The organism is Spirosoma litoris, from assembly GCF_054776755.1.
On the sequence record NZ_BAAHBI010000008.1, the window covers coordinates 24,732 to 48,425 of the forward strand.

Genomic DNA, 23,694 nt, shown 5'->3' on the forward strand with positions numbered 1-23,694 from the left:
TAGAAATAACTGCTTCAAAGGTAGTATTAATTTTCATAAACGCAACATTGTTGCATTTGTGAAAATTAGCGAAAAGAACTTTCCAACGCCCCACTATACTGTTGCAAGTCCAAGAACCCCGATGTGTTTACCTCCGCTATCTTGGTCTCGACTTGTCGGGCAGCTTGCTGCAACCAGAGATAACTTTCTGGATCGGCAACAAAGGCGTATGTTAACCGGTCCAATAGCTTGAAAAGAGTGGTATCCAGATCAAATATCCAGCGTTCTCCAGGTAATGCGATGGTGGATGACACTTGGTGAAAGCACGCCATTTCCTGGCCGAACGTGCGTAGCTGGCTGTTGCTCAGTATTCTTGAGGGCTGGCCAGGGGTGTAACTAAAGAGTACTGCATAGCGTGATCCTTACACGGCGTCCAGTTGCTGGATAGGCTCCTCCATCCGATCCACAATGGGATAAGACACCGAGATGCCCGTTTGCTTAAGGGCCAGCAGCAAGGCTACTTCCGCCTGGACATGGGACAGGCTTCGGTGAGTGGTGCGGTAGATACGAAGAATAAATCGCCCCTGAGCAGAGTCGACTAAATAGGTATCTCCCACCCCTCGCACCAGAAAGGTGCATTGAATAGAGTGCAGTGGATAGCGTTCAGCGAGTAAAGTCGCCAGGGCATGCGGGGAAAATCGATTTCATGGCTGCAAGATAAACCTTGATTAGCTAGGCTTGCTAGAACTAGCCATTCATCAAGCGGCTACTTATCGCTTCGACAAAAGAGCCTTATTTGAGAATATCAGAAAGCCGCTTGCTTGATGACAGGCTGCTGCTACGTTGGTCGAATCAGCCCTTCGGCCACCTTCCGTCGGTATGGCCCGCCCCATTTACCTTTTACAAAAATTAACCGCCTATTAATAGAGCCCAAAAGGGTCAATCCTTATCTTGGGGAAGGACGAACTAAAACCAACCTTCGATGATGCGTACCCTCTACCGTTTACTGACTTTGCTGCTCCTGCTCCCAGCTACGGTCTGGGCCCAGATTGGCATTAGTGGGCCGCCCAATGCCTCCGCAATATTAGATCTCAGCAGCCCCAATAACAATAAGGTGTTTCTGCCCCCGCGCCTGACCACCGCCCAAAGGCTGGCAATAGCTAGTCCACCCCTTGGTGGGCTCGTCTATGACCTGGATAAAAACACGCTCTTTCTCTATGATGGACAGAACTGGTTTCCCCTGCTGCCCACTAGCCTCAGCTTACTACCCACTACCAGCCGGACGGCCAGCGATGGGGTGGCTCCTGACCGCTTTGGCGTTAGCGTGGCCATCTCGGGGGATTATGCCCTGGTGGGGGCGTTTCAAAAAACCATTGGTAGTAATACGAATCAGGGAGCGGCCTATGTGTTTATGCGGTCGGGTAGTAGCTGGACCCAGCAACAGCGGCTGGTAGCCAGCGATGGGGCGGCTAATGACAACTTCGGCATTAGCGTAGCCATCTCGGGGGATTATGCCATTGTGGGGGCGTCTAACAAAACCATTGGCAGTAACTCGTCTCAGGGAGCGGCCTATGTGTTTATGCGATCGGGTAGTAGCTGGACCCAGCAGTCCCGGCTGGTGGCCAGCGATGGGGAGCTTGGTGACCGCTTCGGCGTTAGCGTAGCCATCTCGGGGGATTATGCCCTGGTGGGAGCGTATACCAAAACCCTTGGCAGTAATTCGAATCAGGGAGCGGCCTATGTATTTATGCGGTCGGGTAGTAGCTGGACCCAGCAGTCCCGGCTGGTGGCCAGCGATGGGGTGAATCCTGACCACTTTGGCTATAGCGTAGCCATCTCAGGGGACTATGCCATCGTGGGGGCGTATACTAAAGCCATTGGCAGTAATACGAATCAGGGGGCAGCCTATGTGTTTGTGCGGTCAGGTATTAACTGGACCCAGCAACAGCGGCTGGTGGCCAGCGATGGGGTGCCTTTTGACAACTTTGGCGTTAGCGTGGCCATCTCGGGGGATTATGCCATCGTGGGGGCGTCTAACAAAACCCTTGGTAGTAATACGAATCAGGGAGCGGCCTATGTGTTTATGCGGTCGGGTAGTAGCTGGACCCAGCAACAGCGGCTGGTAGCCAGCGATGGGGCAGCTTCTGACTACTTTGGCACTAGCGTAGCCATCTCGGGGGATTATGCTCTGGTAGGGGCGCCTAACAAAACCATTGGCAGTAACTCGTCTCAGGGAGCGGCCTATGTGTTTATGCGGTCGGGCAGTAGTTGGCCCCAGCAGCAACGGGTTACCGACAACAGCCCAGCTAGTACCGCTAATGGCGTTTCAGTTGGGCTGTCCAACGGGACGTATATTATTGGCGGCTCTGGGTATCAAAACTTTCAGGGCAAGGTTAGTTTTGGAACGGTTAACTGATGGTTGGGAAGCCGATGTTCAGCGAAGGCGAACGTTGATGAAGAAATAGGCGCTGGTTTGCCTACCTCCGAACGGTTGTAGGCTTTATCATTTCGTACTCTTCTGCTTACCGTACGAAAATCAAGACGCGTTTAGGCTTCCAAACCTCTTTGAAACTGACTATTTGGGCGTTTTGCCATGGATTTATTTTCGTACATCCTAGACTAGTACGAAAGGTAGGCTATTCCGCATTAAACCCCCGAATTAGTGATAAACAAATCACTCCTCGTCTCACTTTAGAGCGTTTAAAGAGGCATGGATTCATGTGATCCGTACGGAAGCGTGTTGACAGCAATAAGCGGTTAAACCGATTATTTTTTGAAAATTACGCACCACAATAGTAAAACCTTTAACTATTTGCCGTACCTTTGTGTTGTTAAGTCAACAGCTTTCCTTACTTATGCATCAGGACACCCAAACGGCTAGTATAGAATCCACCGAGCTTCAGCGGGCCCTTTTCTTGTCGGTGAATAAGGTGTATCTGGCCTTTCGGCAATTTGTTCAGCAAAAACTCAAACAGCATGAATATGACTTAACCTTTGAGATGCTGCAGGTTTTAGGACAGCTCTGGGAACAGGATGGTGTAAACCAGCAGGAATTGGCCAACGCTATTTTAAAAGACAAGGCTAGTTTGGTTTATCTGATTGATAACCTCACCCGCCGGGAATTAGTTAGCCGACAAGAAGATCCCACTGACCGACGAAATAAACTCATTTTTCTGACAGTTAAGGGGCATCAATTGCGAACAGAAATCAGGCCCTGGGTGGAAGAGATGTACAGTAATTCAGATAAGGGGATTACCACTGAAGAAATGGAGTCGACGATCAGCTATCTGCAAAAAATCATTGTGAATCTGAGTTGATTTTTTTAGCCATTTAGTTAAATATTTAACTATAGTGTAATTAACTGTAAAGTTAATTACTATAAAAGGTTTTATCATTAAATCGCAAACCGTCATGGCTGTTGTTTCTACTAAGCTGGGTAATGAGCGGACGAGGCTGCTACAAAATCTGTTCTCGACCTATGCCTGTCTATACGCTCAGCTCCAGCATCGATTAGATAAGACAGGGCTGACCATTCCCCAATACAATGCCTTAATCCAGCTATTTAGGGCCTATCCCGAACCCTTGACCGCTGGTCAGTTGAAAGAGCGAATGCTCTTCCCTAACACCGACCTGACGCGTTTAGGCGACCGGCTACTTCAAAAAAGATTGATCAGCCGGGAAGTCAATCCGCAGAATCGGCGACAGATCTACCTGCGCTTAACCCCACAAGCGTTTAACGACCTTCAACTAATTGTGGCCCAATGGCCTAATTACGAATCCATTCTTGATGGACTATCACCGGCCGAAATCGCCATTGGGAATCAGCTATTTCAAAAAATTAAAGACTGTATTTCATCCCAACAATAACTATGACGTATTACTCCTTATCGGTAGGACTCCTGCTTTGTGTAGCCCTACCCAAGGCAATGGCCCAGGAAGCACAACTCATCCGACTGGATAAAGCCATCGACCTGGCGATGGCAAACAACTCCACCCTCCAGCTCTCCCGGGATCGAATTACGCTTGCCGATGCCCGTTTTCAACAGGCCAGGGATCGGGCACTTCCCCATCTGGGGGCGTCGCTGCAAGGGTCACGTTTATCGATCGTAGCTCCTTTCAATCTGTACATGGGCGAGTCGGCAAAACCGGCATTTAGCCTGCCCACCACAACGTTTTACTCTACCATTGGCGTATTGTCGGCCAGTAAGGAAATCTTTACCGGACTGGCCGAAAAATCAGCGCATAAATCAGCCGAACTCCTCAAGGAAGCCAGTCATTTCGATGTCGAAAAAGATCAGAAAGAAATCGCCTATACCGTCGTAGCGGCCTATTACAATCTCTACAAAATCATGAAATCGGCTCAGATTCTGGACTACAATATGAATCTGTTGAACCGGAAGGAAGTGGAAGTACAGAACCTGAAGAAAGAAGGCGTTGTCACTTCCAATGAGGTGTTAAAAATTCAGCTTCAGAAGAGCAATCTGGAACTTTCGCGCGTGGACGTCGAAAACGCCCGCCAAACCGCGCTGTATCATTTTTCGATCCTGCTAGGTATACCCGACGGTCAATCGATTGCCATCGATACCACCGAACTCTCGATTGCCTCGCCTACGCTGGCTCCAGCTACCGAATACCTGCAACAGGCGCAGGGAGCAAGGGCGGAACTGAAAGCGGGCGAATTACGCATTAAGGTAGCCGAATCGAATCTGGTTGGGACCAAAAGCGGCTTTTATCCGCATGTGAGTGCGTCGGCTATGTACATTTACCTCAATCCGAACAAGAACGTCATTCCAGAAAGTCAGACGTTTCTACAGGCCGCTAGTCTGGGGTTATCCATCAGCTATAATATCGGTTCGATTTATGGGATGAAGGGTCGGCTTCAGGAAGCCAAAACGGCCATTACGCAGGCCGTGCATCAAAATACACTTCAACAGGATCAGATCCGTTCCGAGGTTTTCAGTCAGTACAAGGCTTGTCAGTCGGCTACGGAGAAAATAAGCGTGACCCAGACGGCTTTAGCCCAGGCTACTCGTAGTTTCCAGTTGACCGACTCCAAGTTCCGCAATGGGCTGCTGTTATCAAGTGATCTGCTGGAATCGCAATCCTTGCTCTTACAGGCGCAACTGAACGTGCTCAATGCACAGGTCGATGCCCAGCTTGCTTTTTATCGGCTGCAAAAAGCCGTTGGTCAAGACGTAAAATAGCCTGACAATCAACCTGCACGCTCTATCGACTTTTTCTGTCAACACAAGATTTTAGTTCAATCACGGATTCAATACAACCTTTATGGAAGCTAAATCAACCCCTCAAGTCGCCCCGGAAACGACTGAGCCAACCGGCCAGCCATCGACCCAAACCTCGCCATCCCCGCATCCTAAACACCCCCATAAACACGAGAAAAAAGCCAGCCGCTTTAGCGGTAAAGCCCTGATAAACACCTTGTCGCTGGTGGCAATTGGGGGCGGGCTGGTCTGGGGTTATCAACTCTTTCAGCACTATACGGATAGCCAGGTGACCAACGATGCCCAGGTGGAAGCCTTCATTACACCCATTAATACCCGGATTGGTGGCTACATCAAAAGCATTCGCTTCACCGAACATCAGCCTGTTCACAAAGGGGATACGCTGGTCGTCATTGACGGTCGGGAACTGTCCATTCAACTGGCGCAGGCCGAAGCGGCCTATCTGGAAGCACAGGCGGGTCAGGGGGTTACCTCATCAAGTATCAATACCGTGCGCAATAATACCGCTGTTGCGGATGCGAATCTGGAAGAAATGACCGTACGCCTGGCGAATGCGGAGCAGAATTACAAACGTTACCAGAACCTGCTGAAAGACGAATCGGTCAGTCAACAGCAGTTTGACGGGGTAAAGACTGAGTACGACGCCATGAAAGCCAAGTACCAGGCGATGCTCACCCAGCGGCAAAGTACCCAACTGGCGACGTTTGAAGTGGCCAAGCGGCTTAGTGTGAATCAGGCGGGCATTAAACGTGCCAAAGCTGCCCTGGATATGGCCCGATTAAATCTGAGTTACACGGTCATTACGGCCCCTTATGATGGAGTTGTGGGCCGCAGGACCATTCAGGAAGGCCAACTCGTCAGCCCCGGCCAGGCGCTGGTTTCCATCGTTCGGGGGGATCAAAAATGGGTGGTAGCCAACTACAAAGAAACCCAGGCAACCCGGCTACGGATGGGCCAGCCCGTCACCATTACGGTCGATGCCCTGCCCGGTAAAACGTTCCAGGGTAGGGTTGCCGCTATTTCCGAAGCGACGGGCTCGAAGTATTCCCTGGTGCCAACGGATAATTCGGCGGGGAATTTCGTCAAGATCCAACAGCGGATTCCGGTGCGGATCGAGTTTGCTCCGTCGAACCGCGCTCAGGATCTGGATTTGCTGCGGGTGGGTATGAACGTGGAAGTTGCGGCAAACTAACTCCCTTATGCGAAAAGGCTATTTCCAGGCATGGGTTCCGGAGCCGGTCCAGACCCTACTGCTGTTTATTCTGGTCATTCCTGTTTTGTTAAACAGCGGGACCTACACCGGTATTGCCGCCGATATGGTGGGTGGGCTGGGAACCATGAGCGAATATATTACCATGGCCAATTATATGGTGACCATCGGTATGATCAGTATGTACCCGTTCCTACTGCCGATTAAAGGGGTTCTGAAAACCAAGCACATCCTGCTCATTACCATTGGCGTTAGTGCCCTATTGAATTATATCTGCGCAACGACGGCCCATCCGGAAGTTATCGTAATCTGTTGCTTTTTGCTGGGATTGGTCAAAATGGTTAGTATGATCGAGTTGATCATCCCGCTAATGGGTATTCTCAGCCCCACTGGCGATCGGGCTCGTTTTTATGCCTTTTTTTATCCGATTTCCATCAGCGTGGGACAGGTATCGGGCTGGCTGACGGCTTACCTGACGTATGAATACAATTGGCAGTATGTCTATTATTTCATGCTCCTCTTGCAGCTAGGGTCTTTGGTAATTGTTCTGCTGTTGATGCATGACGAGCCTACCTTCCCGGTTTCGCCCCTACCTCGCCTGGATATGGTCAGCTGGCTGTTGATCAGCCTCACACTCGCGCTCATTACCTACGTAGGCGTATTTGGCAAGGTCGAATCTTGGTTCGATTCGCTATCGATCCAATTAGCGTCACTGGCTGCCGTTATAAGCGGGCTTCTGTTTATTCTTCGTCAGCTCAACAGCAATCGACCTTATTTGGATTTGAGTATCCTGACCTACAAAAGTGTCTGGTCGGCGAGTCTGCTGATCCTGCTACTGGGCGTTTTCTTTGGCAGTAGTAGTCTGCAAACGACACTGACCGGTTTGCAGCGATTTAGTGCGCTGGTCAATATGCAGATTCAACTCTGGATGATTCCAGGTATTGCGCTGGGGGCCGTTAGCTGCTTTTTCTGGTTTAGCTACCATAAGACCTATAAACGCATTGTTTTCATCGGTTTTGCCGCCTTTGTACTGCACCACCTGATGCTGTATTTCCTGGTGGATAGCCAGGTAACTGAACAGGCTTTGTGGATACCCACCCTGCTGAAAGGGTACGGTATGACCGTGCTCTTCATCGCCCTGGGCTTATATATGCTGACTAGCGTGAATCACATGGGCATGGCAGGATTGCTCTCCAGTGGCATGATTACGTATGTGTTTCGCTCCTTACTTGGCCCCCTGGTGTTTAGCACCCTGTACGTCAATCTGCTGTACGCTGGGCAGGTAGAACACCTGCTGGATATGGCTCAGCAGATGGATGGTCTGCAACCGGGTGTCCAGGCTCGCTTTCAGGGAGCTTATGCCGGGGCCATCGCTCAGGGAGGGAGTAGTCAGATAGCCCAGTCCGTAGCCGCCCAGTCATTACTGAGTACGGTGCAGGTGCAGACCACGTTGGTCACCCTGAAACAGATTTATGGCTGGATCACCCTGGCTGGTTTAGCCGTTCTGGTGTTCGTGGCCTTGTTCCATTTTCAGCCTTTCAACCGGCGAAAGCTCGTCAACTGGCGTCGACGCGCCCGTGGACTGGAGATTATACCGATCTCATGACAAAGGAGTAACCGAAACGATTTCGATGGAATCCACCACACCCCAGTTTAATAACCTGATTTTGTTGTTAAACCTGTTAGGACACCTGGTTGACGCTGTTTATGATCAGTTGACACAGCTGGCTAAAAAACAGGGCTATGGCTCCATAACGCGTAGCCAATTGATAACCTTGTATCAATTTAGGAATGGCATGAACTGCATGGATATGGTTCGGCTACAAGGCATCAGTAAACAAGCGGTCAGCCTCCATCTGAACCAACTATGTGCCAAGGGATATCTGCAGAGCCAGAGCAGTATGGATGATCATCGAAGCACCCACTATTTTCTTACCCAGCGAGGGATAGGGCTTCGTCAGGCAATCAATACCTGGTGGCTGGCGAGTCAGGCGTCGATTGAAAGCCAGCTGGGCTCATCTATTTTGCAGCAAGTAACGCAGGAGTTGCCTATGCTGATCACAATCATTGAGAAATCAGAAACGAAGCGTCATAAAGCACCCAATAAGGAAAGCCAATACCTGGAAGGGCAATAAAAAGTAACTGACCACCAGGGTAAAATTGGGGGACTTGCTACACGCTTCATGGAGGTTGATGGATCGATGGTGAGCGCACGCTACATAAATACCCCTCCCGAACACTTTGTACAGGAAATCGCTTACCAGCTCGGCTATATAACCCCCAGTCACTTCATTAAACTATTTAAACTGGTGAGCGCCATGACGCCTGCCCAGTACCGGCAAAAGATAACCCAAAGCGGTCTATAAGCCTTACATTAGCGAGCAATCACCCTAAGGAATTATTTGGTTAGTATCTCAAGGATCGTATATTACATACAACGGCTATGAGTTTTTGTCCCATTCTTAAATAACGCTCCCACCTGAGACGAAGAGATATTTGCGTATCTATAATTCGGACGTTTTTTGAAGTAGTATTCCATCCGACTCACCCCTCAATGACCAAAAGATAACTTGTTCTGCTACATAGAAAATTAAGCCTAACTTTGGCTTCCGTCAAGTGTGGCTATCTGAGGCCCTTTTTCGATGACCATGAGTAAACAGCAGCTAGCTCAGCCTACAGATTCTGCCCTTGGCCTCCAGCTGGTAGAAAACACCCAAGGCCTTGACCCCTCAAACCAAAAATACCACCGACTCTTCGAGACGATAAACACCGGCTTTGCCCTTTGCCAAGCCATTCGGGATCAAACCGGAAAAATGATCGATTGCCGATTCCTGGAGCTGAACTCGGCATTTGAGGAACTTACCGGCGTCCATCCTCAAGTGGCCGTTGGCAAAACGGCTCGGGACATATTCCCCGCTCTTGAGCTAGCCTGGTTCGACCCCTACCAGCAGCTCATCGATAGCCGACAAACGATTCGCGTTGAGCGGTTCATGCCTGGATTGGAGCGCTGGTTTGAGATAACGGCCTTTTTTTATGGCAATGACCAGTTTATGGTCCATTACGACGACATCACCCCTCGCCGACAGGCCCAACAATCCCAGCAACAAAGCCAGGCCCGTCTACAAATGGCCCTGGATGTAGCCCAACTGGGTACCTGGAGTTGGAACCTGTTAACCAATGAGGGCTATCTGGATGCCCGGGGAGCGGAGCTAGTCGGTTTGGCCCCAGGCCATCTAGACAACGTAGCCCAGGCCCAGATGGCCAGCATTCATCCCGACGATCTGGCCCGCACAGAAGCCGACGTGATGGCAGGTATCATCCGGGGGGAACCCTTTGGCCTCAGCTATCGGGTCATCCATCCCGACCAGAGCGTCCACCATATTCGCTCCCGTTTCCATGTGGTAACCGACCCGACGGGACGCCCCGTGGAACTGATGGGTACTAATCTGGACATCACGGCTGAATTTGAGCTGACGACAGCGCTCCGCCAAAGTCAGGAGAAACAGGCATTTTTACTGGCCCTGAGCGATGCGCTGCAGGCCTTAGCGGATCCGATCCAGATCGAAACAACGGCTATCCGGCTGCTGGAGCAATACCTAGGCGATACCCAAGTTCAGTTTAGCCAAATGATCGGACAAGAGGGGATTAGTCACCCGGTCTATGGCAGCCATCAACCAGGTAGGATGGATTCTTTTCGCTCAATGACCTTGGGCGGCAAATCACCTGTTTCCGACCGATCGCGTCAGCTGCAGGTAGTGGCCGATGTTGCCATGGACCCTGTCCATACACCGGCCGAACGAGTAGAATTGCAAGCCGCTCAGGTTGGAGCCTATATCACCGTTCCTCTGGTAAAGCAACAGCAGTGGGTCGCCATGCTAACGGTACTTAGTGTCCAGGCCCGCTCCTGGACAGTGTCGGAGGTTGAACTGGTCCAGGAAACGGCGGAACGTACCTGGGCGGCCTTGGAACGGACCAGGGCCGAGACTGCCCTGAGCCAAAGTGAGGAGCAGCTTCGGCAGTTGTCGGCGAATTTGGAAAGTCAGGTGCAACAGCGCACGGGGGAGTTAGCGGCTGCTAACCATGAATTGGCGATCAATAACCAGGCCTTAGCCGAAGCCAATGGCTTGCTGGTTCGCTCGAATGCCAACCTACAAACCTTTGCCTACATCGCCAGCCACGATTTGCAAGAACCCCTGCGCAAGATTCAGCAGTTTGGTGATCTCTTGAAAACGCGTTATACAGACCCCACCGGCGAGGCACTGGCGTATCTGGAGCGGATGCAGCAGGCGGCCTCTCGGATGTCGACGTAGATTCGGGACCTGCTGGATTACTCCCGTATTTCCACCCGGCGGGACCAGAGTGCTCCTGTCCCTCTGCAGAGCATTGTCGCCACCGTGCTCAATACGTTAGACTGGACGATTCAGCAAACAGGGGCTCAGATTCAGGTGGGTTCGCTGCCTACGTTACCAGGCGATGCCTCCCAGCTAGGGCAGTTGTTCCAGAACCTGCTCTCGAATGCCCTTAAATTTGGTAAGCCTGGCGTTGCTCCCCGGATTCAGATCTGGTCGAGTCGGGTGTTGTTCGGTGATTTACCAAAGGGGTTTACACCTCCTCGAGCGGTCAGCGGCTATTATCGGATTGATGTAGTGGACAACGGAATTGGCTTTGAGGAGAAATATCTGGATCGCATCTTCCAGGTCTTTCAGCGTTTGCACGGTAAAAACGAGTTTGCCGGCACGGGCATCGGGCTGGCGATATGTGAGAAGGTGGCTACCAATCATGGGGGAGCTATTACGGCTCAGAGTCAGGTCGGGCAGGGAGCTACGTTTAGCGTTTATTTGCCGAGCTAAGAGTAACGAAAGGGCGTCTTTTAGTAATTCGGTCGGTCTTTTTAAGATGCACCCTTTTAAAGCCACTTCTCAAATAACGCTCCCGCCTGAGCCCAAGATGGTCATGCGTTTAAGGTTATTATGGGCACTGGGCAGCTTGTTTTAATAATTGTCAAGCGGTAGCGCACCCGAATGCCGCCGGACCGGCATTCTGACCACGGCGCACTGGCAACCTCGGCACTATCTGGAGCATACCGCTACTCCAGTTTCATACAGTTACAACCAATAGTTTATCCTCCTCATCGGCAAGTTGTTCAATCAGTTCACCATCCCGATTCCAAGCAGCAGAACAGCCAGCACTTAAGAAGTTGTCCTGGTAGCCCACACTGTTTGCCATCAAAACCATCATGCCAAAATCAGAAGCTATCTGGGCTAGCCGTTTATTGGCTCGCTCTATGCCGTTAGCACTTTTAGCAACACTTGCCATATAGATATCAGCACTGTTTTGCTTGGCGGTTGACGCATGTTCAGCCACAAAAACTTCATAGCAGATGGCAAGGGCAATTGTTTTCTCTTTCCAAGTTAATAGGACTGGCTTTGTGCCTGGTATGAAAAAAGGTTCTTCATCCGCATGAAGGTATTGTTTGGCGTAAATCTGCCTGGGCTGATGAGGAATGAATAGAAGCAAACTGATTAAGATACCCCCATGGCCATTAGTGGGTAGGCCAACGCCTATAACTAGTCTATGAGTGTCACTTAATTCCTGAAATGGCTGTAACCGATAATCCGTCAATTCCATAACTAGCTCGGCCGCTAACTCCGGTTCATAGCCTGTCAACGACAATTCGGGGAAGAGGATGACATTGGCCCCTACTTCGATTGCTTGTTTGACTAGCTGGATATGCCGGCTGATGTTCGCAGGGATATCCCCTCGGATCGGCTTAGTTTGTGCCACACAAAGCTTCATGTACTAGTAAATGGGATATAGCGATCGAGATAGACAAATATCGTCATGGCTAAACTGTGTGTACAACTTTCGTCGAAAGTTTATCCATGATTGCAGGACACAAAGGGCCTGCCACTTACTTACTAACAAGTGAGTAATCCAAACTTACTTAACCGAGTAACTTATTTTTATCATATTCTTAAGTAACGCTCCCACCTGAGACGACAGAGCGGTCATGTATCTGCTTTTAAATTGGGCGTTTCAAAAGATGGTGAACTAGCAAGTATTTATGAACTGTTGCCCGGTGAAGCCCCGATTTCCACACTATTCGTTTAATTAATTACCCCATATTGACGTGATAAGGGTATACCTATGGAATGCTTGGTTGCAAAGCTCCCCGGTGTGACGTATTCGAAATCCAGCTTGTGGTTACCTCCCTTTTGAAAATATTCCTGCCGGATATGGTAAAAGCCTTTCTTTAATGGTACGATATAGGATGAGCCCAGTGCCTCATCTCCGTGTTGCCCGTCATAATCGATGAGCAAGCGGTTTTCCAGGTAAAACTTGAAGCCATCGTCTGCATCAATCGCGAAAAGGTAATACCCATCTTCAGTTACCTTGAGTTGCCCCCAAATGACCAGCCCAAAATTGATCGGTCGGGGCAAATTGTTAAGGCTGAAGGCAGTATCGATTCTACCTGTTTTTACGGGCTTGAGGACGGTAAAATCCGGCAATTTGCTCCATACGCCCTCGTAATAGGCATAATTGAAGCCGCCCGGTTCCATCCTGCGATCCAGCTTTCCAGGTGGTACATAATCACTACTCACAAAATTTCCTGAAAAAGATGCATCACTACTAGGTCGTAGTGTCATTCGCCGGATGATAACTTTGGCCGGACTGGTTAAGAGATTGTCTTTTTTGAATTGGGCAGAGGATCGTGTTGGCTCAGTTCCATCGGTGGTATAGCGTAGATGGGTCGTATCGGCAAGTTCCCAAAGGCTGATCGGCTTGTTCTTTAAAAGCATGCCGTTCATCGGATGAAAGACGATACCGCTGCTACGATAGTCCGGGTAACTAAATTTGAGCCCGTCATAGGCACTTTTAAGGCGTACGGTACCGTGCGATTCATCCGCGTAGGCAGTTAATTTCCAGGTCAGTGTGGTGGGAGCGTACTTTTTGAGTATACTATCCATTTGCGGGATGCGCATATCACTCATGCCCGATCCTTCTCTGCCCGTTACGTACAAAATTCGGTCGGACACCTTCAAGGCCGTCAATTTGGGGGGAACCATTTTGAGCATCACATTATTGTCCCACCAATAGCTGGGATCAGCTGCGATATACGCATTGAAAAGCTGCGGCTCACTCAGCAAAGCGTAGGTGACAAACACCCCACCAAAGGAGTGGCCAAACAAGGTGTTTTCGCCATCGGATGGATACGTTTTGTTAATGTAAGGTATTAACTCCTTCTCGAGAAACTTTAGAAATTGATCCGCTCCACCCGATGTCCGATTACTTTCGTTGTGAGTAGGTAGGAAATCCCGATTCCGATCCGTATTGAATAGACTAACAATGATATTGTGGGGAATTCGACCTTCTGCCCCAAGAAGCTGCTCGACATCGGAGACGAGTTTAGTGTTCCAGTCCCCATCGAGCACGTAGATCACGTCATATTTTTTCTCTGAAGCCGCATCGTATCCGCTTGGCAGAACCACCTGAAAATATCGTTTTTCCTTTAGAATTTCCGAGGTAATTGAATCCCGTTTTCCAGGCACTTGCTGGGCAATTAACTGGCAGTTTCCCAAGCAAACTAGCCAAAAGAGGATAACGGCCTTTTTCAACATCAACATCATGTTCACGGTCTTTTTGAGAAGATGCAACGAGAGAACGGTTGGTTGCATATCTGGGGTGGTCCTGTTTAGCCGGACACTTTACTTTTGAGAGTTTAATTGAGAAACTGTTTGATAATATTGGTTTTCAAAGTCAATCGGTGAACAATAGCCTAGCGATGAGTGCAGCTTACGGACAACGTTATAATACTCTTCAATATAATTAACCATCAATTTGCCTTCAGAGGTCAACTTTACCTCAAAGTTATCCAACGTAATTTGGCAGAACTCAAACTATTGAATAGAGCAGTCTTCTGTCAAATATGCCTACTGTGCAATTTCAAAATATAACTCCGTGAAGTTTTTTTTAAATATTTTTTACTCCTGACTAAGGGTAAATTCGTAAAACTATGTCACCCTAGTAAATACTCCCTTTAGCCAATGCGCTCAATAGAAAATCAATCTATTTCAGAGACTTCTTTCAACAAAGGGAGTTTTCTCATAAACGATGATAGACAATCAGTAGTTGTAGACAACGAACATCTAGTCAGATTAGCCTTTGCAGAGTCGACAAACAAAGGTTTTGAAGCCCTCTTTCGTAGCTATTATCAGGCTCTTTATAGCCATGCAATTCGCTTTGTCTATACAAAGGAGAAGGCTGAGGATATTGTCTGCGAGGTCTTTCATGATTTCTGGAAGAGCAACCGTTTTAATTCCATAGAAGGGACCTACCGTTCTTATTTATATGCGGCCGTTCGTAACCGAGCCTATACCTATATCCGGTACGAACTCAAAGAGGAACGGAGTATGACTTCTTCTGAATTTTCAGAGCATATGCCCGGCTCTGAAAGCCCGCAGCAACTTATTGAGTATGATGAGCTATTTCAACGAATCGAGCAGAGTATTCATAACCTGCCTCCTCAATGTCAGCGCGTTTTTCTACTGAGTCGGTTTGAAGGAAAGAAGAACCAAGAAATCGCTACAGAGCTTGGTCTGGCTCTGAAGACGGTAGAGGCTCATATGGCCCGTGCATTAAGCGATCTAAGAAAGGCTGTTCTCGTGATAAGTCTTCTTTTTCTGGTTAGTTAACTAAGGGTAAAACACACCTTCACTGTCAACCTTATAAATGATTGCTTATCGTATGGAAGATATTATTATAAAAAATCTATTATTTGACTATTTCTCCGGTCATTCTACACCACTTCAAAAGAAAGTAATTGAGGCCTGGTTACAGAATAAGGCTAATCAGGAACACTATTATCAATGGCTGCATGAATGGGAGTTAGCCCATTTACAGGCCCCCACTTCCTGGCAGGATGCCTTCGCCCGAACGAAAGAACTGGTGAATCAGGAAACGCCCGAAAGTCAACCGTTTTTATCGATATCTACGAATAACAGTTGGTGGTCGAGTTATACGTATAAACTGGTAGCATCTATTGTGCTAATTACGCTACTCGGGGCCACCATTTTTGTCCTGAAAGACAGTATTGTTTATAAGACGATTCAGGTTGGGTACGGACAAACACAGCAGGTTAAGTTAACTGATGGATCGCTGGTTACGCTGAATGCGAATTCCTCGATTCGGTTTCCGCGTTTTGGTTTCGGCGATGGAACACGCACTGTTGAACTAACCGGCGAAGCTGACTTTCAGGTACAGCATTCTCCTCTGCACCAGCGCTTTGTGGTTGTTACACCTAAAGGCTTACAGGTGACCGTATTAGGCACCCAATTTACGGTTTTTGCCCGCCAGCGACGATCGCAGATTACCCTTCGTACGGGCAAAGTTGCCTTGCAAATGAGCCAGACCCCCAAAGCGCCGTCTATAATTATGAAACCCGGTGATCTGGTGACTATGGATAACGCAGGCAAATTAACCCGGGCCCATACGGCTAATCCGGAAGTCCAGTCGGCCTGGAAACACCAGCGGTTTACGTTAGAAAGAACCTCCTTAAACGAGATTGCCTCTATACTACAGGAAAATTACGGATTTCAGGTCGAGATAAAAGATCCTGAACTGGCCCATCGGACGGCCACGGGCTCTTTTCGCGCTAACAACGCCGATGAGGTTCTTGAAATGATCACAGAACTATTCGATATAAACTTGACACGCCAGGATAATAAAATCGTTTTCAAAGATTAATTCCTATACTCTAAATCCCGTTAAACCATGAGATACTTTTTACGGGTAACTCGTAAAGTGTTATTGAACAGTATATTGCTGTTTGTGTGCTATCAGGCACCCGCCCAATTATTAGCCAGCACAAGAATTGCGGCAGTGAGTACGCAAACTGTACCCACTACAACGACTCTTTCCCTGCGCGACGTCCTGATTCAATTTAAAGCCCGTTATCATGTCGATATTTTATTCGAAGATCGGCTGGTCAATCAATCCGTGAATTCGTCTATCATTGAAACAACGGCAACGCTGGAAGAGAATTTGACGAAGGTCCTTCACCCGCACGACCTTCGCTTTAAAAAAGTACGAGAAGGTGTCTACGTAATCGTGAAAAGCCGAAAGAATCAAAACGCGATTAATCAGACTTCCCCAGGTGGTTCCGAAAGTATCGAACCCCTACCAACAACTCCGCTAAACCGGACTTCTTTACAAGCCTACAATTCGTCTGAAATGCATGTGCCTGCACCAGCCGATATACCAGTTCAGGGAAAAGTAATCGATGAAAAGGGCGAGGGGTTGCCCGGTGTAAGCATTGTGATAAAAGGCACACAGAAAGGAACAACCACCGATGCAGAGGGAATGTATAAACTGGATGTTCCTAACCCAGCAGCTATCCTGATCTTTAGCTTTGTGGGGTATCTGCCTCAGGAAGTGACTGTTGGCAATCGAACCGTTGTGGACGTTACACTTAAAACAGATAATAAAACACTCGATGAGATTGTTGTTGTCGGATACGGAACTGTCAAGAAAAAGGATTTGACGGGGTCGGTGGGTGTTATAAGCAGCAAAGAAGTAAAAGATTTAGGCGTAACCCGCATCGAACAGGGATTAGCTGGCCGGGTAGCGGGTGTTCAGGTAAAAGCCGTTTCGGGTGAACCCGGTGCTGCCCCACAAATTCGGGTTCGTGGTATCGGTAGTATTTCGGCAGGCGCTGGCCCGTTGTATGTTGTCGATGGCTTCCCAACCGATAACATCCAGACCTTGAACCCAAATGATATTGAAACGCTGGACATTTTGAAAGATGCCTCCGCAACGGCTATCTATGGTTCGCGTGGCTCGAATGGGGTGGTTATTATAAATACCAAACGCGGCAAATCGGGTAAAGCCAACATTACCCTAGACACCTATTACGGCTGGCAGAAAGTATCCAAAGTGCCTATTATGAAGAATTCGCTCCAACAGGCTCAGTTCTACTATGATGGCATGCGGAATAAAAATCTGGATGCAGGTAAAGACGTGACCGGACCACCAACAGCCTGGTTCACACCGGTTCCCGCTATTATCATGGATGTTATTGAAGGCCGGAATACGACCGATGAAAACTCACTGGATAAAGTATTGATTACCGCACCCCAGCGTCAGATTCAATTAGCAGCCACGGGAGGCTCCGAAAACATACGCTATGCCGTAAGTGGCGAGTATTTCAATCAGGATGGGATTATCATCAACAGTGGTTTTAAGCGGTATTCGCTACGAACTAACATTGACGCCCAACTATCAAAACGGTTGTCACTCAAACTGAATTTTAATCCATCGTATACAGATCAGCGTTCGCTTCCATCAACGGGTGTTAGTGGCGGCACGGCCAGTACGCTCGGTATCGTTGCGTCTACGTTGCAGATTCACAATTTCCGGCCGCTGTTAGATGCTAATGGCAACTACTTCAACTACGCGGGTTTGGCTGACATGGCTGACATTTATAACCCATTGGCCGTAGCAAAGGAAACCATTACTTCTCAGAAGGGCCTTCGTTTGCTGGGGAACATCAACCTCGACTATCAAATCATGGATGGTTTGAAATTCAATGTGTTGATAGGAGGAAGCCTTATAAGTGGAAAGGGCATGTATTTCAGACCGCAACGCGTTTATTTTGCCAATGAACTGGCACTAGGTACTGACAACGCATCGCTGATTACCAACTGGCTCACCGAGTACACGCTGAATTACACCAAAAGCTTTAATAAACATTCTATTTCAGCCTTGGCGGGTTACACAGTTCAGAAAGAACGGGGCGAATCCAACCTATTGAGCAGCAATAAGTTTCCTAATAATTTAGTACCTACTTTAAGTGCAGTTGGTGGCCTGATCACGAACGGTACGTCAAGCATTTATGAATGGTCGCTGTTGTCATATCTGGCACGGGTTAATTACAATTATAATAGTAAATACTACGTAACTACCTCCATTCGTACCGATGGATCGTCTCGCTTTGGAACCGAAAATAAATATGGCATATTTCCCTCTGTAGCCCTGGCCTGGCGTATTTCGGACGAAAATTTCCTGAAAAATATACGTGTCCTCAACGAACTGAAACTTCGGACCAGCTACGGGGAAACCGGTAATAATAACATTGGCAATTATGACCAGTACGGAACAATTACCTATGAAAATTACGGTTTGGGTAATTCGGTTGCAACAGCAATTGCACCCGGACGCATCGGTAATCCGTCCTTAACCTGGGAGAAACAAACGTCCATAAACTTTGGGGTCGATGCCAGCTTCTTTAATAACAGAATCAGCGCGTCTATCGACCATTTCCAATCCAAGAATACGGATCTGTTGCTGAACGTAAATATTCCCAATAATACCGGTTTCAGTACGGCTTTACAGAATATTGGTGAAGTACGAAATACGGGTTGGGAATTTGTGTTAAGCACCGTAAATGTTGACCGGCAAATTAAATGGTCTACGGATTTCAACCTGTCGACCTATCGGAACAAAGTGATGAGATTGGGGCCGCAGGGAGACCCTATTTATTCAGGTAACAACGTCACCCAGATTGGCCAGCCTATCGGGATGTTTTACGGCTGGTTGACCGATGGCATTTTCAAAACTCAGGCAGAGCTGGACAAGGGTCCATTTTATAACCCAACCGGCAGTGACCGCTCACACGTGGGCGATATTCGATTCGTGGATATCAACGGCGATGGTGTTATTACGAATGCGGATAAAACGATTATGGGTTCGCCTTATCCTGATTTTTATTATGGTATGACGAACCGTGTCAGCTATAAAAATATCAGCCTGAGCTTTACACTTCAGGGATCGCAGGGAAGCCAGATTTACAATACATCGCGAGGAGGAGGCAATAGCGGCCGCGCCCGTGTAAGAGGCTATGCGTTCAGCAATAACTACTGGAAATCGGAGCAGGAGCCCGGCGACGGAAAAACACCCCGACCAAACGATACGCCTACGGGTGGAGTTCGATTACCTAGCCAGCTATTCCTGGATACAGGAACCTACCTAAGAGTCAACAACATATCCTTAGCGTACGTGTTGCCTGGAACTATTGTGCGGAAACTTGGTCTTAACTCGCTTCGGGTTTATGTAAATGCATCGAACCCATTTATTATCACGAAAAACACAGCATTTAACCCGGATGTCAGTACGACTGACAATCCGTTGACGCCCGGTGTAGAGGCTAATGATTATCCATTGCCCAAGAGCTTACTCATTGGTTTAAATGTGGGATTTTAAACGAAGGCATTCCGTAAAAACTACGAACATGAAAAAAATAGCCTGCCTTGTTCTCTTCTTATCCATGCTTACCATGTCATGCCAGAAGAGCTTTATTGAATTAAATCCGATATCTACCGTAAGTGTTGATGCTGTTTATAAAACGGATAAAGATTTCCAGGATGCGGTAGTTGGTGTATATAGCATGCTGCGCAACCAGTACCAGGATTTCTGGATATTCGGCGATTTGCGGGCCGATGATTCGTGGCACGCACTTGGGAATGACGCCTTTTTGATTTCGGTGGATAAATTCAATATGAATAGTGATGCCACGTTAATGATCTCCTCCTGGCGGAATTATTACAGCGCCATTAACCGTGCGAATCTTATTCTGTCGAAAATAGAAGCCGCCGATGCTGCCGTTATTACAAATAAAGATCGTCATGTAGGTGAAGCCAAGTTTTTGCGGGCTTTGGCGTATTTCGACCTGGTGCGTATCTATGGTGATGTTCCCTTAAATCTCAAGCCGACAACCATTGAGGAAGGCTACACCAAAATGCGGGAAAAGGTGGATAAGATTTATGATGAGGTCATTATCAAGGATTTACTGGAAGCCGAAACAAAACTACCCACAAAATATACTGGAGTAGATGTAGGTCGGGCCACGAAAGGAGCCGCTAAAGCGATTTTAGGACGGGTATATATGACCCGGAAGGATTTTGTAAAAGCAGAAGCCAAATTTCAGGAAGTGACAACCCTGGGCTACTCACTGCTTCCCAATTACAAAGATCTGTTCGATTACTCCAAAGACGAACACCATAGCGAATACATCTTTGACATTGAGTATCAGGATGGTAATCTCGGAGCAGGCAGTGGCTTCTCCAATAAGTTTTTGCCAAAATCCGCCAACTCTCTAGCGGAAACTTTCTACGGTATTAAAGGGGGAGCTGGTGAGCAAAATACGCCAACCCTCGCTTTGTTCGACTCGTTTGACCCAACCGATTTAAGACGGGATGTTACGGTGGCTAAGGGCTATACGGATAACAACGGTGTTTTTCAGAGCTTTTTACAGATTGCGACATTTACCAAAAAGTACCTGGCTATCACCAATTCACTGAACGATAGTAAAGCAAACTGGAAGGTGATTCGCTATGCCGATGTCTTATTGATGTACGCCGAAGCTCTGAACGAAAATGGCAAAACAGATGTCGCGCTGACCTATTTAAATCAAGTGCGCACCCGAGCCAAGATGCCTACGTTCAGTGGCCTGACAAAAGATCAGCTGCGTACCAAAATCTACGACGAACGGATATACGAGTTATCAATGGAGGGCGTGCGCTGGTTTGATCTGGCCCGTACAGATCGGCTGGCGAGCGTAATGGGGCCACTTGGCTTTAAGGCGTTTAATGCGCTTTTCCCGATTCCGCTGGTTGAAATACAAATAATCAATAACCCATCCGTATTGGCGCAAAATCCAGGGTATAATTGACGGAAATTTGCCCTTGCCTGAGAACATACCCTCCTACCCTAAAAGAAACTCATTTCCATGTTAAGCAAAAACTCCTTTAGGGATTGGGGATATTCGTAGACAAACTGATTCGCTTGAGCATTTCTGTCATCAATTATGAAAATCAATAGCTTACTTATTTTCTCGATTCTCCTATCGCTAACTGGAATACAAATTGGTTTTGGTCAGCAAAAAAAGAATCCTTCTCTCGCAAAGTCGGTAACTGGGCTGAACTACATTGACCCGACGATTGGGAATGTGGCTCCGTTCTACAACACCAATCGTCCTATTGTTCAGGTACCTAATCAAATGGTTCGGATGTTTCCGAAACGCCAGGATCATCTGGATATGCAGATCACTGATTTCCCAATGTCGTCCCTGAATATCATTACGCCACAGGTTATTTTCGCCATCAAGCCTTATGCTGGCGTTTTGGCGGATACGGGTTGGTACAGACGATTGACCTACGATCATGATCTGGAAGTGACACAACCCTGGTACTATTCCGTGAAACTGACCGATGATGACATATTAACGGAATACACCGCTGGCGAAAAAACGGGCATCTACCGATTTACTTTTCCGGCGAGGGCTAAGAAGAACCTGCTCCTTTCACACTATTACGCGAAAGGAAAGTATGACCTAACGGATGGTAATACTCTGACAGGTGTAGAGTTTGTGGACGATGCCAATCACCAGCAGAAAGGCGTTGCCTATTTGTATGGAAAGGTGTCGGGCAAACCAGAAAGTGGCAAGAAGCAGGGCGAAAAAGATTGGGGTCGATACACAGTTTTGGGTCCTCCTCAAAAGCATAAAAAAGTAGATGGTGAACGGGCGTATTTCAGTTACGGGGAATCTGATGCACCTGTGCAGGAATTTCGCTACGCCATTTCGTTTATCAGCCCTGAACAGGCTAAGAAAAACTTCGAAAAAGAACTAACCAACATTACGTTCGATCAGCTTAAGGAGAAAGGTAAAGCTGCCTGGGCAAAAACCATTGGACAAGTGAATGTAGAAGGCGGTACCGACGCTCAGAAACGCAGTTTTTACACGGCCCTCTATCGCTGCTACGCTCGGATGGTGGACATATCGGAAGAAGGTAAGTATTTCAGTGGGTATGATAAGAAAGTTCACCAGGATACCCGCTCGTTTTATACCGACGATTATACCTGGGGTAACTACCTGGCGCTGCACCCGTTGCGGTCAATTCTTGATCCTAAACGAGAAGCAGACATTCTCCAATCGTATGTGCGGATGTACAAAGAAAGTGGCTGGATACCGGAATATCCTAAATTCTTTGGTGACCGGGCGGGCATGTTCGGATTTAAATCGATGGTGGTCTTTCTGGATGCATACCGTAAAGGAATCCGTGATTTCGATACGAAAACCGCCCTGGAAGGCATGGTAAAAAGCGCCGATAAACGAACCATGCTTCCGCACCGGAATGACCCGAAAGGCGCGCTGGACGATTTTTATTACGCAAAAGGATATTATCCAGCACTCCATCCCGGCGAAGTTGAAACCGACTCTGTTGCCAAACTTCATGGCAATGGTCAACGTCGATCGGCTGTTGCTATTACATTAGGGAACAGCTACGATAGTTGGGCGTTGAGTGAATTCGGTAAAGAACTGGGGAACCAGGAAGTGTATAAAAAGTATGCCCCCCGAGCCCAGAACTATAAGAACGTCTGGCACGCTAAAACCGGATTTTTTCTACCTAAAGATGCCCAGGGAAACTTCATTGAGATTGACCCAAAATTCGATGGTGGGCATGCCGGTAACGATTATTACAATGAGAATAACGGCTGGAGCTACCGCTGGAATGTTCAGCAGGATATTAAAGGGTTTACAGAACTGATGGGCGGGCCTGAGAAACTGGAAGAGAATCTGGATCAGCTTTTCCGGGAAGGCCTTGACCGCAGCAAGCCGGTTTTCTGGGAAAAATTTCCCGACCAAACGGGCATGATCGGCCAGTTTGCAATGGGCAATCAGGTGACCTTCTTCATCCCCTACCTCTTCAACTACACTAACTCGCCCTGGAAAACCCAGAAATACACCCGACTCCTGCTTGACACCTGGTTTCAGGATACTATTTTCGGCGTTCCAGGCGATGAAGATGGCGGTTCGATGTCCTCGTTTGTGGTCTTCTCGGCCATGGGGTTTTATCCCACCACACCCGGCCTGCCCCGCTACAGCATCACCAGCCCCCTATTTACCAAGGTGAGCATCGCCCTGCCTAATGGGAAGACATTCACCTTGCTGGCGCCCAAGTCATCGCGCCGGAATAAGTACATTCAATCGGCTACGTTGAACGGCAAGCCGTTGACTTCCCTTTCGTTTACGCACGATGAGTTGATGAATGGCGGCACGCTGGTGCTGGACATGGGCGAGAAAACCGACAAAAAATGGGAGATAACGTACTAAGCGTACCCACAGGACTCAGCCTGTGCTTGTAATGGAATAGAACATGGGCTAAAGCCAAACGCAGTCCGGCCCGTGGGTATATAAACACCTTTAAT

General features: G+C 48.1%; 17 protein-coding genes and 2 pseudogenes. 15 read left to right on the forward strand and 4 right to left on the reverse strand.

The annotated features are described in order from the left end of the window. Positions 1-65 precede the first annotated feature (65 nt). Both ACYVGR_RS05190 and ACYVGR_RS05195 read right to left on the reverse strand, forming a co-directional pair. Positions 66-293, reverse strand: a complete 228-nt coding sequence (locus ACYVGR_RS05190) for a hypothetical protein (protein ID WP_460954249.1) — start codon at positions 291-293, stop codon at positions 66-68. A 108-nt stretch (positions 294-401) separates the two neighbouring features. Next, positions 402-596 carry a phosphotransferase gene (locus ACYVGR_RS05195; RefSeq protein ID WP_460954251.1) on the reverse strand — a complete coding sequence of 65 codons (195 nt, stop codon included), beginning with the start codon at positions 594-596 and terminating at the stop codon, positions 402-404. Between the two features lie 365 nt (positions 597-961). Between ACYVGR_RS05195 and ACYVGR_RS05200 the strand changes: the two genes are divergently transcribed. The 10 genes and pseudogenes from ACYVGR_RS05200 to ACYVGR_RS05245 all read left to right on the forward strand — a co-directional run bounded on the left by ACYVGR_RS05200 (position 962) and on the right by ACYVGR_RS05245 (position 11,282). Continuing rightward, a complete protein-coding gene (locus tag ACYVGR_RS05200) occupies positions 962-2,395 on the forward strand; it encodes an FG-GAP repeat protein (RefSeq protein ID WP_460954253.1) in 1,434 nt (477 codons plus the stop codon). A gap of 439 nt (positions 2,396-2,834) precedes the next feature. Beyond that, complete coding sequence (locus tag ACYVGR_RS05205) at positions 2,835-3,296, forward strand: MarR family winged helix-turn-helix transcriptional regulator (RefSeq protein ID WP_460954255.1); 462 nt, start codon at positions 2,835-2,837, stop codon at positions 3,294-3,296. 94 nt (positions 3,297-3,390) lie between these two features. Beyond that, positions 3,391-3,846, forward strand: coding sequence for a MarR family winged helix-turn-helix transcriptional regulator (locus tag ACYVGR_RS05210; protein ID WP_460954257.1), 456 nt, complete (start codon positions 3,391-3,393; stop codon positions 3,844-3,846). A gap of 2 nt (positions 3,847-3,848) precedes the next feature. Further along, on the forward strand, positions 3,849-5,183 hold the full coding sequence (locus tag ACYVGR_RS05215) for a TolC family protein (protein ID WP_460954259.1): 1,335 nt from the start codon (positions 3,849-3,851) through the stop codon (positions 5,181-5,183). Between the two features lie 82 nt (positions 5,184-5,265). Beyond that, positions 5,266-6,414 carry an HlyD family secretion protein gene (locus ACYVGR_RS05220; RefSeq protein ID WP_460954261.1) on the forward strand — a complete coding sequence of 383 codons (1,149 nt, stop codon included), beginning with the start codon at positions 5,266-5,268 and terminating at the stop codon, positions 6,412-6,414. 7 nt (positions 6,415-6,421) lie between these two features. Beyond that, entirely contained in the window at positions 6,422-8,038 is a 1,617-nt protein-coding gene (locus ACYVGR_RS05225; protein WP_460954263.1) for a hypothetical protein, read from the forward strand. A gap of 25 nt (positions 8,039-8,063) precedes the next feature. After that, a complete protein-coding gene (locus ACYVGR_RS05230; RefSeq protein ID WP_460954265.1) occupies positions 8,064-8,567 on the forward strand; it encodes a MarR family winged helix-turn-helix transcriptional regulator in 504 nt (167 codons plus the stop codon). Between the two features lie 48 nt (positions 8,568-8,615). Then, positions 8,616-8,798 (forward strand): helix-turn-helix domain-containing protein, encoded by a 183-nt coding sequence (locus tag ACYVGR_RS05235; RefSeq protein ID WP_460954267.1) that lies wholly within the window; start codon positions 8,616-8,618, stop codon positions 8,796-8,798. A gap of 282 nt (positions 8,799-9,080) precedes the next feature. Next, positions 9,081-9,866: pseudogene (locus ACYVGR_RS05240) on the forward strand (PAS domain-containing protein); the annotation flags it as partial. A 267-nt stretch (positions 9,867-10,133) separates the two neighbouring features. Beyond that, positions 10,134-11,282 (forward strand): annotated as a pseudogene (locus ACYVGR_RS05245) (sensor histidine kinase). A 247-nt stretch (positions 11,283-11,529) separates the two neighbouring features. Here ACYVGR_RS05245 and ACYVGR_RS05250 read toward each other — a convergent pair. Together ACYVGR_RS05250 and ACYVGR_RS05255 are read right to left on the reverse strand one after the other, a co-directional pair. Beyond that, complete coding sequence (locus ACYVGR_RS05250) at positions 11,530-12,228, reverse strand: carbon-nitrogen hydrolase family protein (protein ID WP_460954269.1); 699 nt, start codon at positions 12,226-12,228, stop codon at positions 11,530-11,532. Between the two features lie 311 nt (positions 12,229-12,539). Further along, positions 12,540-14,108, reverse strand: a complete 1,569-nt coding sequence (locus tag ACYVGR_RS05255) for an alpha/beta hydrolase-fold protein (protein ID WP_460954271.1) — start codon at positions 14,106-14,108, stop codon at positions 12,540-12,542. Between the two features lie 369 nt (positions 14,109-14,477). Between ACYVGR_RS05255 and ACYVGR_RS05260 the strand changes: the two genes are divergently transcribed. The 5 genes from ACYVGR_RS05260 to ACYVGR_RS05280 all read left to right on the forward strand — a co-directional run bounded on the left by ACYVGR_RS05260 (position 14,478) and on the right by ACYVGR_RS05280 (position 23,599). Continuing rightward, positions 14,478-15,125: an RNA polymerase sigma-70 factor gene (locus ACYVGR_RS05260; RefSeq protein WP_460954273.1), complete on the forward strand. Its 648-nt coding sequence runs from the start codon at positions 14,478-14,480 to the stop codon at positions 15,123-15,125. Positions 15,126-15,162: 37 nt separating this feature from the next. Then, entirely contained in the window at positions 15,163-16,176 is a 1,014-nt protein-coding gene (locus tag ACYVGR_RS05265; RefSeq protein WP_460954277.1) for a FecR family protein, read from the forward strand. Positions 16,177-16,203: 27 nt separating this feature from the next. Continuing rightward, positions 16,204-19,689, forward strand: a complete 3,486-nt coding sequence (locus tag ACYVGR_RS05270) for a SusC/RagA family TonB-linked outer membrane protein (RefSeq protein WP_460954279.1) — start codon at positions 16,204-16,206, stop codon at positions 19,687-19,689. 28 nt (positions 19,690-19,717) lie between these two features. Next, the gene (locus tag ACYVGR_RS05275) at positions 19,718-21,157 is read left to right on the forward strand and encodes a RagB/SusD family nutrient uptake outer membrane protein (RefSeq protein WP_460954281.1); all 1,440 of its coding nucleotides are present in this window, start codon (positions 19,718-19,720) and stop codon (positions 21,155-21,157) included. Between the two features lie 135 nt (positions 21,158-21,292). Further along, on the forward strand, positions 21,293-23,599 hold the full coding sequence (locus ACYVGR_RS05280; RefSeq protein ID WP_460954283.1) for a GH92 family glycosyl hydrolase: 2,307 nt from the start codon (positions 21,293-21,295) through the stop codon (positions 23,597-23,599). Positions 23,600-23,694: the final 95 nt, after the last annotated feature.

Excerpts from the sequence above, each read along its gene's own strand:
- ACYVGR_RS05270 (WP_460954279.1), top strand. The coding sequence starts at position 16,204 with ATGAGATACTTTTTACGGGTAACTCGTAAAGTGTTATTGAACAGTATA.
- ACYVGR_RS05225 (WP_460954263.1), top strand. The coding sequence starts at position 6,422 with ATGCGAAAAGGCTATTTCCAGGCATGGGTTCCGGAGCCGGTCCAGACC.
- ACYVGR_RS05260 (WP_460954273.1), top strand. The coding sequence starts at position 14,478 with ATGCGCTCAATAGAAAATCAATCTATTTCAGAGACTTCTTTCAACAAA.
- ACYVGR_RS05220 (WP_460954261.1), top strand. The coding sequence starts at position 5,266 with ATGGAAGCTAAATCAACCCCTCAAGTCGCCCCGGAAACGACTGAGCCA.
- ACYVGR_RS05200 (WP_460954253.1), top strand. The coding sequence starts at position 962 with ATGATGCGTACCCTCTACCGTTTACTGACTTTGCTGCTCCTGCTCCCA.
- ACYVGR_RS05215 (WP_460954259.1), top strand. The coding sequence starts at position 3,849 with ATGACGTATTACTCCTTATCGGTAGGACTCCTGCTTTGTGTAGCCCTA.
- ACYVGR_RS05210 (WP_460954257.1), top strand. The coding sequence starts at position 3,391 with ATGGCTGTTGTTTCTACTAAGCTGGGTAATGAGCGGACGAGGCTGCTA.
- ACYVGR_RS05265 (WP_460954277.1), top strand. The coding sequence starts at position 15,163 with ATGATTGCTTATCGTATGGAAGATATTATTATAAAAAATCTATTATTT.
- ACYVGR_RS05275 (WP_460954281.1), top strand. The coding sequence starts at position 19,718 with ATGAAAAAAATAGCCTGCCTTGTTCTCTTCTTATCCATGCTTACCATG.
- ACYVGR_RS05250 (WP_460954269.1), bottom strand. The coding sequence starts at position 12,228 with ATGAAGCTTTGTGTGGCACAAACTAAGCCGATCCGAGGGGATATCCCT.
- ACYVGR_RS05255 (WP_460954271.1), bottom strand. The coding sequence starts at position 14,108 with ATGCAACCAACCGTTCTCTCGTTGCATCTTCTCAAAAAGACCGTGAAC.
- ACYVGR_RS05230 (WP_460954265.1), top strand. The coding sequence starts at position 8,064 with ATGGAATCCACCACACCCCAGTTTAATAACCTGATTTTGTTGTTAAAC.
- ACYVGR_RS05205 (WP_460954255.1), top strand. The coding sequence starts at position 2,835 with ATGCATCAGGACACCCAAACGGCTAGTATAGAATCCACCGAGCTTCAG.
- ACYVGR_RS05235 (WP_460954267.1), top strand. The coding sequence starts at position 8,616 with ATGGAGGTTGATGGATCGATGGTGAGCGCACGCTACATAAATACCCCT.
- ACYVGR_RS05280 (WP_460954283.1), top strand. The coding sequence starts at position 21,293 with ATGAAAATCAATAGCTTACTTATTTTCTCGATTCTCCTATCGCTAACT.